General features: G+C 65.1%; 17 protein-coding genes. 10 read left to right on the top strand and 7 right to left on the bottom strand.

Annotated elements, in window-relative coordinates; all coding sequences use genetic code 11:
• Positions 1 to 30 precede the first annotated feature (30 nt).
• Positions 31 to 612 carry a peroxidase-related enzyme gene (locus HYH08_RS00405; protein WP_220007762.1) on the top strand — a complete coding sequence of 194 codons (582 nt, stop codon included), beginning with the start codon at positions 31 to 33 and terminating at the stop codon, positions 610 to 612.
• On the top strand, positions 609 to 1,112 hold the full coding sequence (locus HYH08_RS00400; protein WP_220007761.1) for an MgtC/SapB family protein: 504 nt from the start codon (positions 609 to 611) through the stop codon (positions 1,110 to 1,112). Before HYH08_RS00405 ends, HYH08_RS00400 begins: the two co-directional genes overlap by 4 nt.
• Here the strand turns inward: HYH08_RS00400 and HYH08_RS00395 are convergent.
• The 3 genes from HYH08_RS00395 to HYH08_RS00385 all read right to left on the bottom strand — a co-directional run bounded on the left by HYH08_RS00395 (position 1,109) and on the right by HYH08_RS00385 (position 5,288).
• Positions 1,109 to 3,661: an HAD-IC family P-type ATPase gene (locus HYH08_RS00395; protein ID WP_220008325.1), complete on the bottom strand. Its 2,553-nt coding sequence runs from the start codon at positions 3,659 to 3,661 to the stop codon at positions 1,109 to 1,111. The genes HYH08_RS00400 and HYH08_RS00395 overlap by 4 nt on opposite strands.
• A 399-nt stretch (positions 3,662 to 4,060) precedes the next feature.
• Positions 4,061 to 4,294, bottom strand: coding sequence for a DUF6894 family protein (locus HYH08_RS00390; RefSeq protein ID WP_220007760.1), 234 nt, complete (start codon positions 4,292 to 4,294; stop codon positions 4,061 to 4,063).
• Between the two features lie 262 nt (positions 4,295 to 4,556).
• Positions 4,557 to 5,288 (bottom strand): Crp/Fnr family transcriptional regulator, encoded by a 732-nt coding sequence (locus tag HYH08_RS00385; protein ID WP_349631387.1) that lies wholly within the window; start codon positions 5,286 to 5,288, stop codon positions 4,557 to 4,559.
• A 186-nt stretch (positions 5,289 to 5,474) separates the two neighbouring features.
• Here HYH08_RS00385 and HYH08_RS00380 point away from each other — a divergent pair, with 186 nt between their 5' ends.
• The gene (locus HYH08_RS00380) at positions 5,475 to 5,678 is read left to right on the top strand and encodes a hypothetical protein (RefSeq protein WP_220007759.1); all 204 of its coding nucleotides are present in this window, start codon (positions 5,475 to 5,477) and stop codon (positions 5,676 to 5,678) included.
• 33 nt (positions 5,679 to 5,711) lie between these two features.
• Here the strand turns inward: HYH08_RS00380 and HYH08_RS00375 are convergent, their stop codons facing one another.
• Positions 5,712 to 5,945: a hypothetical protein gene (locus HYH08_RS00375; RefSeq protein WP_220008357.1), complete on the bottom strand. Its 234-nt coding sequence runs from the start codon at positions 5,943 to 5,945 to the stop codon at positions 5,712 to 5,714.
• A gap of 179 nt (positions 5,946 to 6,124) precedes the next feature.
• On the opposite strand from HYH08_RS00375, the gene HYH08_RS00370 reads away from it, so the two are divergent.
• A complete protein-coding gene (locus HYH08_RS00370) occupies positions 6,125 to 6,280 on the top strand; it encodes a hypothetical protein (RefSeq protein ID WP_220007758.1) in 156 nt (51 codons plus the stop codon).
• A gap of 19 nt (positions 6,281 to 6,299) precedes the next feature.
• On the opposite strand, the gene HYH08_RS00365 is transcribed toward HYH08_RS00370, so the two are convergent.
• Both HYH08_RS00365 and HYH08_RS00360 read right to left on the bottom strand, forming a co-directional pair.
• Complete coding sequence (locus HYH08_RS00365; protein WP_220007757.1) at positions 6,300 to 6,929, bottom strand: ParB-like protein; 630 nt, start codon at positions 6,927 to 6,929, stop codon at positions 6,300 to 6,302.
• 96 nt (positions 6,930 to 7,025) lie between these two features.
• Positions 7,026 to 7,292: a hypothetical protein gene (locus HYH08_RS00360; RefSeq protein ID WP_220008356.1), complete on the bottom strand. Its 267-nt coding sequence runs from the start codon at positions 7,290 to 7,292 to the stop codon at positions 7,026 to 7,028.
• Here HYH08_RS00360 and HYH08_RS00355 point away from each other — a divergent pair.
• The 6 genes from HYH08_RS00355 to HYH08_RS00330 all read left to right on the top strand — a co-directional run bounded on the left by HYH08_RS00355 (position 7,254) and on the right by HYH08_RS00330 (position 12,047).
• Positions 7,254 to 7,595, top strand: a complete 342-nt coding sequence (locus HYH08_RS00355; protein ID WP_220007756.1) for a hypothetical protein — start codon at positions 7,254 to 7,256, stop codon at positions 7,593 to 7,595. The two genes, HYH08_RS00360 and HYH08_RS00355, sit on opposite strands and share 39 nt — an antisense overlap.
• A gap of 209 nt (positions 7,596 to 7,804) precedes the next feature.
• On the top strand, positions 7,805 to 8,092 hold the full coding sequence (locus HYH08_RS00350; protein ID WP_007592476.1) for an acyl carrier protein: 288 nt from the start codon (positions 7,805 to 7,807) through the stop codon (positions 8,090 to 8,092).
• Between the two features lie 10 nt (positions 8,093 to 8,102).
• On the top strand, positions 8,103 to 8,573 hold the full coding sequence (locus HYH08_RS00345; RefSeq protein WP_220007755.1) for a 3-hydroxyacyl-ACP dehydratase FabZ family protein: 471 nt from the start codon (positions 8,103 to 8,105) through the stop codon (positions 8,571 to 8,573).
• Positions 8,570 to 9,775 (top strand): beta-ketoacyl-ACP synthase, encoded by a 1,206-nt coding sequence (locus HYH08_RS00340; RefSeq protein ID WP_220007754.1) that lies wholly within the window; start codon positions 8,570 to 8,572, stop codon positions 9,773 to 9,775. The genes HYH08_RS00345 and HYH08_RS00340 overlap by 4 nt, the downstream gene beginning before the upstream one ends.
• 53 nt (positions 9,776 to 9,828) lie before the next feature.
• The gene (locus HYH08_RS00335) at positions 9,829 to 11,106 is read left to right on the top strand and encodes a beta-ketoacyl-ACP synthase (protein ID WP_220007753.1); all 1,278 of its coding nucleotides are present in this window, start codon (positions 9,829 to 9,831) and stop codon (positions 11,104 to 11,106) included.
• Between the two features lie 8 nt (positions 11,107 to 11,114).
• Positions 11,115 to 12,047 (top strand): lipid A biosynthesis lauroyl acyltransferase, encoded by a 933-nt coding sequence (locus HYH08_RS00330; RefSeq protein ID WP_220007752.1) that lies wholly within the window; start codon positions 11,115 to 11,117, stop codon positions 12,045 to 12,047.
• Between the two features lie 231 nt (positions 12,048 to 12,278).
• Here the strand turns inward: HYH08_RS00330 and HYH08_RS00325 are convergent, their stop codons facing one another.
• Positions 12,279 to 14,015 carry a winged helix-turn-helix domain-containing protein gene (locus HYH08_RS00325; RefSeq protein WP_220007751.1) on the bottom strand — a complete coding sequence of 579 codons (1,737 nt, stop codon included), beginning with the start codon at positions 14,013 to 14,015 and terminating at the stop codon, positions 12,279 to 12,281.
• Between the last annotated feature and the right edge of the window lie 120 nt (positions 14,016 to 14,135).

Here is a 14,135-nt window from a genome sequence, read left to right as displayed (position 1 = left end):
CGAAGATCACGCTCACGCCGGAATCGCTCCATGTCTCCTCCTCCATCGCAACGTTTCCCCGCACCCGCTCTCGACGCGCTGCCTGACGACATCCGCACCCGCCTCCTCGCGGTGCAGGAGAAAAGCGGCTTCGTGCCGAACGTCTTTCTCACATTGGCCTACCGCCCGGACGAGTTTCGTGCGTTCTTCGCCTATCACGACGCGCTGATGGAGAAGGAAGGCGGCCTCAGCAAGGCCGAGCGCGAGATGATCGTGGTCGCGACCTCGGCGGCCAACCAGTGCCAATACTGCGTGATCGCCCATGGCGCGATCCTGCGCATCCGCGCCAAGAACCCGCTGATTGCCGACCAGGTCGCGGTGAACTACCGCAAGGCCGACATCACGCCGCGGCAGAAGGCGATGCTCGATTTCGCGATGAAGGTCTCGGCCGACGCGCAGCGCATCTCGGACGACGATTTCGTAGCGCTCGCGCCCCACGGCTTCAGCGACGACGACATCTGGGACATCGCCGCGATCTCCGCCTTTTTCGCGCTGTCGAACCGCCTCGCGAATTTTACCGGCATGCGGCCGAACGACGAGTTCTACCTGATGGGACGTCTTCCGAAGAAATGACCGAACTCGACTGGTCCGAGATCCTGCTGCGCCTCGGCATTGCGACGCTGGCCGGCGGCGCGGTCGGACTCAACCGCGACCTGCATGGCAAGCCAATCGGGCTGAAAACACTCGGCATTGTCGGTCTCTCCACCGCGACCGTCGTGCTGCTCGCGTTGCAGCTCGCCGAGCCCGCCAAGGTAGTCGATGCCGCGAGCCGGGTGATCCAGGGCATCCTCACCGGCATCGGCTTTCTCGGCGCCGGCGTCATCGTGCACCAGAGCACGGGGTTTCGCGTCCGCGGCCTGACCAGCGCCGCCTGCACCTTCCTCGCCGCATGCCTCGGCATCGTCTGTGGCGCCGGGCAATGGAAGATCGTTGCCGTCGCGCTGGCGCTCGCCTTCGTCCTGCTTACGGTCGGCCGACGCATCGAGCGGCGGCTGCACCGGATGCTCGGCGGCAAGGAGGAGCCGCACCCCTCGACCGCGGCGCCGACGACGGACTCCACAGACGTGACCTAGAATCGGAGCCGCCGGGCCCACAGCGGCTTCAGCAATTCGAGCACGACCAGCACCAGCAAGCCGGCGCCCAGCGAGATCATCAGGTCATCCGCATGCAGCGGACCGAAGCGAAACAGGTCGGCAGCCGGCGACCAGAGCAGCGCCGCGCCGAGAACGCCGGCGACCACCGCGAAGATCCAGATCAGTGCGGGGTTTGGCCGAAAGAATGCCGACGCGAACGACGCGCTGAAAGAGCGGTTGACCAGAACCAGCGCGACAATGCAGACGACGAGCGTCACGAAGGCGAGCGTCCTTGCCTCGTCCGCACCAAGGCCGGAGCGAAGCGCGCCGACGAATATGACGGCGCTCAGGGCAAAGGCGAGCGCGCCCTGAAGAACGCTCCAGGCAATCAACGCGAACGAGAACAATTCGGAATCGGCCCGTCGCGGTGGACGCGTCATCGCATCGCGCTCTTCCCGTTCCGCCTCGAACACCAGCGAGCAGACGGGATCGATGATCAGCTCCAGAAATGCGATATGCACCGGCGCGAAGATCAGCGGCAACCCGAACACGAGAGGCAGCAGCGCAAGCCCGGCGATCGGGACGTGAACGGCGAAGATGAAGGCCATCGCCTTGCGCAGATTGTCGTAAATGCGGCGCCCAAGACGAATGGCCGACACGATCGAGGCGAAATCGTCGTCGAGCAGGACGATCGAGGAGGCCTCCCGCGCGACGTCGGTCCCGCGCCCGCCCATGGCGATGCCGATGTGGGCGGCTTTCAGCGAGGGCGCATCGTTGACGCCGTCCCCGGTCATCGCCACGATCTCGCCCTTGCGCTTCATCGCCTGGACGATGCGCAGCTTCTGCTCGGGCAGGACCCGGGCGAATACGTTCACCTGCCCGACGCGTTTTGCGAGCTCCGGATCGTCCGCCAGCCTGACATCATCGCCAGTCATGACGTCGCGGACGTCGAGCCCGGCCTGGCCGGCGATGGCAACGGCCGTCGCAGGATAATCGCCGGTGATCATGACGACGCGGATTCCGGCCGCACGACATTCGCGAACCGCCTCCGGCACGTGCGGCCGCAGCGGATCGGCAAGCCCGACCAGACCGACGAAGCGAAACGCAAACCCGTCCTGGGATGGGGGAAGCGAAGGCCCATCGCAAGCGGCGGCTGCCATCCCCAGCACGCGAAGCCCGTCCTTCGCCATCGCGCCGACCGCGTCGCGCACCAACACCTGATCGGCGTCATTCAGCCGGCACAGGCGCGCGATCGCCTCGGGCGCGCCCTTGGCATAGACGAGCAGCTCCGCCCGACCGGATGTCCGCCACACCTGCGTCATGGCGAGCAGATCGGGACGCAGACCGTAGGTGCGCACCAGGGTCCGCTTGCCATCCAGCGCGTCGGACTCCCGAACAGCGTCACGCGCGAACAGATGCAGAGCCTTCTCCATCGGGTCGAACGGTTCCCGCGAGCTCGCCAGGGCGCCGCAGCGCACCAACTCGAGGAATTCGGCTCCTGCGTGATCTTGTCCGCCCGCTTCCGGCCGCATGCGCGTCCCGTCGAGCAGCCGCAACTCGGCAACGGACATCTGGTTCTGCGTCAGCGTCCCGGTCTTGTCGGTGCACAGGACGGTCGCAGAGCCGAGCACTTCGATCGCGGCGGCACGCCGCGTCAGGACGCGGGCCTGCGAGATCCGCCAGGCGCCCATTGCCATGAAGACGGTGAGCACGACGCCAAACTCTTCCGGAAGCATCGACATGCCGATGGCGATGCCGGCAAGCATCGCTTGCAGCCAATCCCCGCGCTGGACGCCGTAGAGCGCAACGGCGGTGAGGCTGACCGCGGCACCGCCCAGAAAGCATAGCCGCACCAATCTTGCGGTCTGTTGCTGAAGCCGGGGCGGCTCGGCCTGCAAGCCACGTAGCGACAGCCCGATCTTCCCGATCTCGCTGCGCGGGCCGGTGGCCTCGACCAGCGCCATCCCCTCGCCACGGACGACGAGCGAGCCGGAATACACAAAAGGCTGGTCCTCCCCGCCGGGCCGATGATCGGCCGCTTGGATCGTGTCGGCCGCCTGCTTGCGTACGGGCACGGACTCTCCAGTCAGCAGCGACTCGTCGATCTGCAGGTCGCGCGCCTCCACGAGCGCCGCATCGGCAGCGATCCGATCGCCTTCGCCGAGGACGAGAAGGTCGCCGCGCACGACGTCCCGGCCAGCAATTCGCCGGCGCTCGCCATCCCGCACCACCAGCGCGCGCGGGCTGGTCAGGTCACGCAAGGCCTCCAGCACGCGCTCGGTCCGGGTCTCCTGCACCACCGTGATCACGATGGACATCGCACCGAATGCAAGCAGGATCACCGCTTCCCTGAGATCGCCGAGCACGAGATAGACCAGCCCGCCGCAAAGCAGCAGCAGGAGCATCGGCTCGCGCAACACCTCCATCACGATGCGCAGGGGACTGCGCCGTTCCGGCCGGGGCAATTCGTTGGCACCGTCCGTTTGCAGCCGCGACCGCGCCTCGGCCTCGCTCAGTCCGGCCGGTCCGGCGCCCGCTGTGCCGCTCACGTCTTCCGCCGCAGGCTCCAGAGGCTTCCCGCGAGCAGGGCCGCGGTCACCAGCAGGATTGCGACAAAGGTCTGGATGATCGTGAAGTTCAGGGCATCGCGCGCGACGAACAGCGCGGTGATGGCGCCGGCAACGACGAACAGAATACGAAAGATCGCACTCACGGTGATGCTCCAAATCGGCAAGTCGGCATGATCCGGAACCCGTTCGCCGTCCGCCATCGGACGGGATGCCGGCTTGCCCTTCATGCACGATGACCGTAGCGGCCCGGGACGAAGTCGCTTTGCGGCATATCAAGGTCCGCGTGCCATGAGGACGCAGGCTTCGATCGGGGTGGAGACCTGCTCCGCGGCAGCCAGGCCAATGACGCGGAGAGCGTGCCGCGAAAGCTGCCCGTCCTCAGCCGATGCTTGCGCGTATCGAAATCTGGAAGACGCGCGCGCCGTCTTCGGTCTGGACTTCCAGCCGCCAATCGTCATCGGGCTGTAGCTCGCCGTCGAGGTCGCGCAGGCTGTCGCCGGCGTAGCGCGTCGCCACTTCCCACGCCGCCTCGCGATCCGGAAGTTCCTGGCCGAGATCGTCGCGGTCGTTCAAGCGACTGCCATTACAGACGTTGAAATAGAACCTGGGCATCACCAACCCGCTTCTTGGGAATCCCGCCGGATAAAGTATCCTATGTTAATATCGTTCCTATGAATTCTGCTGATTGGCGCAGCAGACCGCGGCAATCATCATTTCGAAAGAGCAGAAGGCGATGGCTTCGGCTGCAACGCAGGTCCCGTGAGCGCCGCCTCCTTCCGCGCGACGTCCACATTCGCAAAATTCTGTCCGTCCTCATCCATGATGAGACGGCCGTTCTCGTGAATGTCGAAATGTAATCTTGGCATCAGGCGCCTCAAAGGGTGGGCGACTGATGGAGATAACGGCCGTCGAAATCCGCCAGGACCTGAAATTTCCGTTCGTCGAGGACAGTGACCCGCCCCCGATTGAGCTCGACGATGCCCTCCTGCCGCAACTGCTTGATTACCCTGTTGGCGTGCACCGCGGTAATGCCCAGGGCTTCGCCGATCTGCTCCTGCGTCAGCGGCATCTCGAAATTGTTCCCGTCGATTCGTCCGATGAGCCGCAGGCGCTCGCGCAACTCGATCATCACGTGGGCAAGCCGTGCGGGCGCGGGCCGCTGGCCGACATTGACGATCCATTCGCGGAACATGGCGGCGTCGATCAGCGTGTCGCGCCAGAACATCTCTGCGAGGCTGGGTCTGCGGCGATGCAGCTTCTGGAGCGTCTCGTGGCTGATGAAGCCGAGCGTCGCCGGCGTCAGCGTCGCCAGATCGTGATCCATCACGTGCAGGAACAGGCTCATCAGGTCCGGAATCTCGCCAGGGATATGGATCGAGAGAATTTGTCGCTTGCCGTTCGCAATGGTTTTGGAGCGCGCGCAAAAGCCGTCGGCGATCAGGCAGCAATTGGTCGCGCGCTCGCCGTCGCGCACGACGGGCGTTTCCGCCGGGAATTGCCGGACCGAAATCGGAAGCGCTTCGATCTCCGCGATGTCCTCCTCCGAGATACCTGAGGACATGCGCAAGCGACTGATGAGCGCCGCGCGGATCGCATCGCTGGGCACTTCGGGTAACTCCGGTCAACGTGAATCTGGAACCTTGGTGCAGGTCACGGCACAGCAGTGCCGTTGCGGAGAAAAACCCGCAATCCGCGTTCCCGGTTCCAACAAAAGTTAAGGACGCAGCTTGCCCGCGCGTGGTCTGTTTTTGCGCCAGAGGGGCCAAGCAGAGGCCAAGAGAAAGGCCACGCCATGACCAAGAAGCGCAACCGTACCCGACCGGCCCTCTCCCTTCAGGAGCGCCTGAACAAGTTCACCCAGGAGGCCCGCGCCGCCGCCAAAAATCTGCCCGCCGGCGCCGAGCGCCATGCGCTGTTGCAGAAGGTCCGCGACGGCGAAGCGGCTGCGGAAATGGAACGCCTGCTGTCGTCGCCCGACACGCAGATCTCGAAGTAGCTTGCGCTGCCGCCGACTGCGCAGCGGTTGCGGCTATTGCTTCGCCATCAGGTCAAGCGCCGGGGCGAAGCGCTCGGCGAATGTCAGCGTCCTCGCGTGATGGACCGCGGCGAACGATGCCGAGATTCCCGCTGTGGCAACCGCGAACAAGGCAATCACGAAAATCAGACGACGCATGTCGGCCTCCTGTGAAAACTCGAGTACCCAATAGGTGTGGTGGCTCTGTTTCAGGACGGTTTCGTGCGTTCGGAAAATGATTTCGCTCAAGAGGCTGTGATGAGCTCCTGCCGCGGCGACGCGGCCGCATTACACTCATCAAAGTAGCCGCTGTCTTGCAGCGGGGTGCGAGCCGGTCGGAATTTTATGGACGCGCTCGCGATCTCAAATCGCAAGACTGCTGCAAGATGCAACATTGCAGGAGTGCAAAGTCTCCAGGGAATACTCTGATGAAAGTCGTCATCCAAAAGCTCAACGGTCTATGGCACCTCGTCATCGGCTCGTACCAGATCCGAACGCCCTTCCCGGCAACACAGGATCGCGCGCTGGTCGTGACCTATGCCCGACGCGCTTACCCCGGCGCCAAGATCTTCCAGCGCGATTGATGCGAGCGCTGCGCGCGTCCTAATCCTCCTCCGCCGGACCGCACCAGCCGGGCAGGTAGATTGCATCCTTGCTCTTGGCCGCGGCCAGCGCTTTCTCCAGCGCCTTGTCGAAATTGGCATCCACCGCCTTGCGCGAGAGCTTGCGACGCAGGAAGTCGGCCCACAAAAATTCGGAGAACGGCGTGGTGTCCTTGGCAAAGCCGCCCATGCGGCGGAGCTCGCCGGCAAGGCTCCGGAACGGATCGTCCTTGAGGTCCGTGACCGATTTCGGCAGGTCGCGAAACGGACGGCGCTCGCCCTTGGAATCATAAGGATAGACCCAGCGCTTGTTGTCCATCACGCCCCAGAACGCCTCGCGCTCGACCATCCTGAGGTCGCCGACCACAGTCACCAGCACCTCCTTGACGCCCTCGTCGTGCAAGGCGCGGCCGAGATGATGATGGTCGATCACGTAGTAGCGCCCGTCAGGTCCGTGGACGACGGGGATCATGTGATTGCCGAGCAGGTCGGCCTGCTTCTTCTTGCCGTGCTCGCGCCAGCGCTTACGCTTCTCCTTGACCTCACGCATGCCGACCGTCATCTGGGTCGGCCTCAGCGACAGGATCGGCACCGGATGCACTCTCGGCTCGCGCGCGTTGGTGGTGGTCATGGTCGAAGAGCCCTCGCATCGTTGCACCGGCGGACCGGGTTCCCCAGACTATGCCATGAGCACCGCGGGGCAAAATCCGTTCGGCCGAGGCACGGATCACAAGGCGCGGATCAAGCCGCCGTTCACTTGTGCAAGATCGATGTCGGTTGCTGCAACGCAACGCGCATATCCTGACACAGGGATGACGGCCGTCGCCGCGAGTGCCCGCGGCCCCATGAAAGATAGTGCGAAAGCGCAATGCACGTGCGCGTTGAGAAGATTTCCTGCAATGCTTTCACCACCTATGCTATCTAAAAATCGCTGCTTCGGAGTGATCCTCACACCATGAAAACCCAGCGGCCCATAAGCTCGGATGACGAGCACCGGGTGCTCCAGTTCAGGCCGCGCACCTCCCCATCCCCGACCGTCCACCGGGGTAGCGGCACCGTGCAGCCATTGCGCGTCGCGCCCGAGCCGCTCGACCTGTCGCGCTACGAGCAACCCCGCGCCGAGCCGGACGACTACCGCCACCGCATGCTCGCCAACATCGCGGCCCTCGCCTTCACGATCGCGCTGACGGCGGTCGGAATCTGGCTCGCGGTCAGCATCGCCGACCTCAGACGGACCCAGGATTGCGTGCTGATGGGCCGTCGGGACTGCGCGAAGATCGTCACGCCGCAGATCTAGGCCCAGCCCGCCGTCCAAACGGGTTCTGGCGGCATCCCCAGCCCTGTCCCCCGTCCCGCCCGGCTCCATTGAACTCAGAGCGGCGCTCCGTTATACGGGCTCTCAACCCGGCCAGAGGGGGGTTAGAGGGCGTCATCGGGGCGCGATGCCCACCCACCGTTCCGCTCTGGAAATCTGACAAATACCCGCAATATATCAAAGGCTTAGTGATGTCATCCACATTCGATCAGGTCGCCACGATCATCGCTGAAACCTGCGACATCCCGCGCGACACGATCACGCCCGATAGCCACGCGATCGATGATCTCGGCATCGACAGCCTCGATTTCCTCGATATCGCCTTTGCGATCGACAAGCAGTTCGGCATCAAGCTGCCGCTGGAAAAGTGGACCCAGGAGGTCAACGACGGCAAGGCGACCACGGAACAGTATTTCGTGCTGAAGAACCTCTGCGCGCGCATCGACGAACTGGTTGCCGCCAAGGGCGCGAGCGCCTAATCGGGCGATCATGCAACTCGAATACTTCCACATGATCGATCGCATCGTCGACCTCAAGGTCGACGAGAAGACGATCGTCGTCGAAGCCCAGGTCCCCAAGGAGAGCACCATCTTCGAGGGTCACTTCCCGGGCTATCCCCTGATGCCGGGCGTGCTGCTGATCGAATCGATGGCGCAGGCTTCCGGCTGGCTTCAACTTGGCGTGTTCAAGTTCGAGCGCATGCCGATCCTGGCCGCCGTCAAGGAAGGCAAGGTACGCGGCTCGGTATTCCCCGGCGACCTCATGAGCATCGAGGCGAGCCTCACCTATGAGGGCTCGGGCTATGCCATGACCGAAGCCAAGATCAAGGTCGGCGGCAAGCTGCGCGCCAATTCGGCGCTCACCTTCACGCTGATCCCCTTCCCAAATGCGGACATGCGCGGATACATGACGAAAGTCGCCGAGCGCGTCGGCTTTCCGCTACAGGCCGTATCGCCATGACCGACACCGCTGCGAAGCCCGGCCAGACGGAAGTCTGGATCACCGGCATTGGACTTGCGACCTCGCTCGGCGAAGGCCTCGACGCCAACTGGGCCGCGCTCCAGGAGAAGCGCATCAATGTCGACGAGAAGGGCTTTGCGCCCTACATCGTGCATCCGCTGATGCCCGTCTCCTTCGACAGCCAGATTCCGAAGAAGGGCGACCAGCGCCAGATGGAAGCCTGGCAGCGCATCGGCGTCTATGCCGCGGGCCTCGCGCTCGACTCGGCCGGCATCAAGGGCAACAAGGACATCCTGTCGAAGATCGACATGGTCGTGGCCGCCGGCGGCGGCGAGCGCGATCTCAACGTCGACACCGGCGTACTCACGGCCGAAGCCAAGGGCGCCAATGCGCCGGGCTTCCTCAACGAACGCCTGATGAGCGATCTCCGGCCGACGCTGTTCCTGGCGCAGCTGTCCAACCTGCTCGCCGGCAACATTGCCATCGTCAACGGTCTCGGCGGCACCTCGCGCACCTTCATGGGCGAAGAAGTGGCCGGCGCCGATGCCGCGCGCATCGCGCTGTCGCGCATCGCCTCGGGCGAGAGCGACATTGCGCTGGTCGGCGGCTCGCATAATGGCGAGCGCAAGGACCTGATGGTCCTCTACGAATTCGGCGACTTCAATCTGAAGGACAAGTTCGCACCCGTGTGGGCCCGCAAGGACCATCCCGGCTTCGCGCTCGGCTCGGCCGGCGCCTTCCTGGTGCTGGAATCGAAGGCCCATGCGCAAGCGCGCGGCGCAAAACCCTACGCAAAACTGTCGAGCGTGGTGACGGATCTCGCCCGTCGCAAGCAGTCCGGCGACATGGAAGCGACGCTGGAGAAGCTCTGGGACAAGCTGCCCAGGCGCGAAGGCAAGGGCGCGATCATCTCGGGCGCGTCAGGCGCCGAGCCGGCGACCTCGGAGGAGCGCGGCTTCCTGAAGAAGCACGCTGATTTTCCGGTGCGCTCGACCGGTACGATGTTCGGCCACACCATGGAAACGCAATTTCCGCTCGGCCTTGCGCTGGCCGCGCTCGCGATCTCGCGGGGCGCGCTGTTCCCGCCGAACGATTCCACGGGGACCGAGATTGAAATGCAGGGGGCGCCCACCCAGATTGTGGTGGTGGGGGCCGGACACTGGCGCGGCGAAGGCATGGCGCTGGTCGAGGCTGTCAGCTGAAGCGCAAGCGCTTTGGCTGGATGATGCTGTAGCTCTTCTATCGGGGGATCGACATGACTGCACCACGCGACAAACTCGGGCGTCCCGTCGTCGTCGTCACCGGCATGGGCATCATGACCTCGCTCGGCGCCGGCAAGGCCGACAATTGGACCAAGCTCGTTGCCGGCGAATCCGGCATCCGCACCATCACGCGCTTTCCGATCGACGGCCTGAAGACCACGATGGCCGGCACGGTGGATTTCGTCAGCGTCGACCCGTTCTCCTCCACCGGCCTGTCAGAGCGGATGGCCGAGCTCGTCACCCAGGAAGCGCTCGAGCAGGCCGGCATCGGCGCCAAGGCCGATTTCCCGGGCCCTCTCTTCCTGGCGGTTGCGCCGGTCGAGGTTGAGTGGCCGCAGCGCCGCGAGCTCGGCCGCGCCGTCGGCGCGCAGGACTTCACCTATGACGATTTGCTGCGCATCTCCGGCGGCGGCAAGTACACCGCCTATCATCACCGCTTCATGTTCGGCTCGGTCGCGGCCCACCTCGCCGAGACCTTCGGCACCAAGGGCTCGCCGATCTCGCTGTCGACGGCCTGCGCGTCCGGCGCCACCTCGATCCAGCTCGGCGTCGAGGCAATCCGCCGCGGCGAGACCGATGCGGCGCTGTGCGTCGCCACCGACGGCACCGTGAATCCGGAAGCCCTGGTGCGCTTCTCGCTGCTCTCGGCGTTGTCGACGCAGAACGATCCGCCGCAGGCCGCCTCCCGCCCCTTCTCCAAGAACCGCGACGGCTTCGTCATGGCCGAAGGCGCCGGCGCGCTGGTGCTGGAGAGCTACGAGGCGGCAACGGCGCGCGGTGCAAAAATCCTCGGCGTGATCGCCGGCTGCGGCGAGCTCACCGACAGCTTCCACCGCACCCGCTCCTCGCCCGACGGCAAGCCGATCATCGGCTGCATGAACAAGACGCTGGCCGACGCCGGCATGACGCCGGACCAGATCGACCACATCAACGCGCACGGCACCGCGACGCCCGAGAACGACAAGATGGAGTACAACACGACCTCGGCCGTGTTCGGCGATCTCGTCTCGAAGATCCCGGTCACCTCCAACAAGTCGATGGTCGGCCACACCATCTCGGCCGCAGGCGCGGTCGAGGCGATCTTCTCGCTGCTGACGCTCGAGCATCAGCGCATTCCGCCGACCATCAACTACGAGACGCCGGATCCCACCATCCTGTTCGACGTCGTCGGCAACAAGGCGCGCGATGCCAAGGTCACCGCGGTGATGTCGAACTCGTTCGGCTTCGGCGGCCAGAACGCCTCGCTGATCCTGACGCGCGAACCGGCCTGACCGGACGCATGGCGCTGATTCCCGTCAGCACGAAGATTCGCGCGCGCAATGCTGCCAAGTCGATCGGCGGAAGCCTGATCGGTGCTGCCACCGTCGGCATGCTGCGTACCACGCGCTATTTCGATCCGGTCAAGACCTCGGACTTTTTCGCGCGCGTGGTGAAGACGATCGGCCCGCGCCTGCGCGAGCACCGCATCGGTCGCGCTAATCTCGCCGCAGCCTTCCCCGAGAAGTCGCCGGAGGAGATCGAAGCGATCCTGATGGGCGTGTGGGACAATCTCGGCCGCGTCGGCGCCGAGTTCGCCCATATGGACCACGTCTGGGATTATGACCGCGAGAACCCAAACGCGGGCCGGATCGAACTGCCGCGGCGCAGCGTCGAGCTGTTCGACCAGATCCGCGACGATGGCAAGCCGGCGCTGATCTTCGCCTCGCATCTCGCCAATTGGGAATTGCCGGCGCTCGCCGCCGTCGCGCACGGGCTGGACGCGGCGATCCTCTACCGCCGCCCGAACATTGCCTCCGCCGACCGCATCATCCAGGAGATGCGCCAGGTCAACATGGGCACGCTGATCCCGGCGGGACGCGACGCGCCCTTGCGGCTCGCGCAGGCCCTGAAGGACGGCAAGCACGTCGCCATGCTGATCGACCAGTATCTGACCGGCGGCGTCGAGGTCACCTTCTTCGGCCGCAAGACCCGCGCCAATCCGATGCTGGCGCGCCTTCTCCGCCAGGTCGAATGCCCGATCCACGGCGTCCGCATCATCCGCCTCCCCGGCGGCCGCTTCACCGCCGAGCTCACCGAAGAGGTCCCGCCCGTGCGCGATGCCGACGGCAAGATCGACATCCAGGGCACGACCCAGGCGATCACCAATGTGGTGGAAGGCTGGGTGCGCGAGCATCCCGAGCAATGGCTCTGGCTGCATCGCAGGTGGCGATAGTCATAGCGTGCGTGCCTCATGCTCGGTGTCATCGCCCGGCCTTGACCGGGCGATCCAGTATCCCAGAGGCCTGAGTTGGTAAGCTCGCTCTCACAATTAACGCCGCGGCGTACTGGATGCCCCGGTCAAGCCGGGGCATGACAGCGAAGGAAATGGCTTGCCGCTACTGGCGGACGTTTTCGTCGTGCCCGCTTGCGATGACATCCCATCGCCGCGGATCGGGTGCACTGCCTACTGCTCCGGCAATCCCGCATCCACCTCGGCTTGGACGACGCGCTCCCAGGCGGCGAGACACAGTGGGCTTGCGTTCTTCATCGGCGGCGAGACGTTGAGCTTCGTCGTGCCGGGCCGCAGCCGCAGCCCTTCCTGCATTGCCGCCCTCGCCTCCTCGCTGCGACCCGACTTCTGATAGGCGGCGGCGAGCAGAAAGTGCGAGCGGCCGGTGCCCGGCGTGATCGCGATCGAACGCTGCAGCCACGGCAACGCCTCCTCAAAGCGTCCCATCAAGGCATAGGTCATGCCGGCGCCGAGCAGCCAGGTCCAGCGCGAGGCCGGCGGCGTGTCGTAACGGTCGGCCTGCTGGAAGGTCGCGAGCGCATCGTCGAAGCGACCGAGATAGACCTGCCCGAGGCCGATCAGATAGAGCGCAGATCCATTCCACGGATCGAAGCTCAAGGCCTTGGCGCAGGTGACGAGACTTTCCACGAAATGATTGGTGGCGCTGAGAAAGCGGCAATGGGCCTCGAGCACCGGGATGGAATTCGGCTTCGCCTTCAACGCCTGTTCGAGTGTCGCGTTGGCCTTCGCCTCGACCGCGACCGCCTCCTCCGGACTGAACCAGACCATCTGGATGCCGCGCAGCTGGAGCGAAGAGAGCGCGACGGCGAGATCAACATTGTCAGGATCTTCGCCAAGCGCCTTTTGCAGCATGGTCTGCGCCGCACCAAAGCGCTCGCGCGTGGTCTGGTTGATCGAGGCGAGCGCCTGCTCGACGGCGACCTTGTCGCCGCCCGCGGACGATTTGCGGCGCGCCGATGACGATGCACTCGCCTCCAGGATGTCATTGAGACGGCGCGCCAGCACATGGCCAACGCCCGCGGCGAGCCGGGCCTGCGCAAGCTGCGCATCCACCGCCTCCGCGTTGACCGACGCCGTCGCGACCGATTGAACCTCGCCGCTCGCAGTCTTGATGATGCGCGCCCGCAGCGTCCAGGATTGGTCGGCAAGCTGCAACTCGCCCCGCAACTCGTAATCGGATGAGCTTGGCGAGGCAGCCGGGCTTTCGCCGCCCGCGACCGCCGTCAATCGTGGCGCCACCACGCTGATGTTCTGGATCCTGGCAAAGCCGTCGGTCAGGCGGCCGGTGACCTCCCCCGCCATCGCCGCGCCGCGGGAATCGTTGCTGGCATCAACGATCGGCATCACCGCAATCCGCGGCGGCGCCGGCTTGAACAGCAGGTCCGGCTTCAGCACGGGCGCGGCCACCGCGAGCCCCATGACGATCACGCCAAGCCCCGCCACGGCAGCAGCCGCGGCACGACGGCTGACACCAAAGATGGCGCGCTTGGGGCGCACTGGCTGCGCCATGACCACGGCCGCCAACTCGGGCAGATCCGCCTCGGTCGAAGCCGACAGCGGCGCCTCGGCCTGCAGCGTCACATCAGGCGCCTCCACGACCTCCGTCGCCAGCAGATAGCCGCCGCCGGAGGCGAGCTTGATCAGCTGCCGCCGCTCGTCGCCGAGCGCGGTGCGGAGCTCCCGGATGCATTGAAACAGGCTGTCCTCGCCGACATGGATGTTCGGCCAGACCGCCTCCATCAGCTCCTGCTTGCTCAGCACGCGGCCGCCATTGGTGGCGAACAGCCGAAGCATCTCGAAGGTCTTGGGCCGGAGCTTGATCGGCGTGCCATCGGCCCCGCGCAGCTCCGCGCGTGGCAGGTCCAGCTCGAAGCCGGCGAAACGAAGCAAGCTAACCCCCAACACGTCTCTCAGGGCGGCTCATATAGCCGAAGTCTGCCGAAAATGCCCGAAAATCGGGTCTGAAATGGAAATATCAGAAACTTTCAGAAATCAGCCAAGTCCTTATCA

The sequence above is a fragment of the Bradyrhizobium sp. BR 10289 genome, assembly GCF_019455385.1.
GTDB lineage: Bacteria > Pseudomonadota > Alphaproteobacteria > Rhizobiales > Xanthobacteraceae > Bradyrhizobium.
Note: the sequence above shows the minus strand (reverse complement) of the source record. Positions and strands in the feature narration are given on the sequence as shown.

Excerpts from the sequence above, each read along its gene's own strand:
- HYH08_RS00405 (WP_220007762.1), top strand. The coding sequence starts at position 31 with ATGTCTCCTCCTCCATCGCAACGTTTCCCCGCACCCGCTCTCGACGCG.
- HYH08_RS00400 (WP_220007761.1), top strand. The coding sequence starts at position 609 with ATGACCGAACTCGACTGGTCCGAGATCCTGCTGCGCCTCGGCATTGCG.
- HYH08_RS00390 (WP_220007760.1), bottom strand. The coding sequence starts at position 4,294 with ATGCCCAGGTTCTATTTCAACGTCTGTAATGGCAGTCGCTTGAACGAC.
- HYH08_RS00380 (WP_220007759.1), top strand. The coding sequence starts at position 5,475 with ATGACCAAGAAGCGCAACCGTACCCGACCGGCCCTCTCCCTTCAGGAG.
- HYH08_RS00370 (WP_220007758.1), top strand. The coding sequence starts at position 6,125 with ATGAAAGTCGTCATCCAAAAGCTCAACGGTCTATGGCACCTCGTCATC.
- HYH08_RS00365 (WP_220007757.1), bottom strand. The coding sequence starts at position 6,929 with ATGACCACCACCAACGCGCGCGAGCCGAGAGTGCATCCGGTGCCGATC.
- HYH08_RS00355 (WP_220007756.1), top strand. The coding sequence starts at position 7,254 with ATGAAAACCCAGCGGCCCATAAGCTCGGATGACGAGCACCGGGTGCTC.
- HYH08_RS00350 (WP_007592476.1), top strand. The coding sequence starts at position 7,805 with ATGTCATCCACATTCGATCAGGTCGCCACGATCATCGCTGAAACCTGC.
- HYH08_RS00345 (WP_220007755.1), top strand. The coding sequence starts at position 8,103 with ATGCAACTCGAATACTTCCACATGATCGATCGCATCGTCGACCTCAAG.
- HYH08_RS00340 (WP_220007754.1), top strand. The coding sequence starts at position 8,570 with ATGACCGACACCGCTGCGAAGCCCGGCCAGACGGAAGTCTGGATCACC.
- HYH08_RS00335 (WP_220007753.1), top strand. The coding sequence starts at position 9,829 with ATGACTGCACCACGCGACAAACTCGGGCGTCCCGTCGTCGTCGTCACC.
- HYH08_RS00330 (WP_220007752.1), top strand. The coding sequence starts at position 11,115 with ATGGCGCTGATTCCCGTCAGCACGAAGATTCGCGCGCGCAATGCTGCC.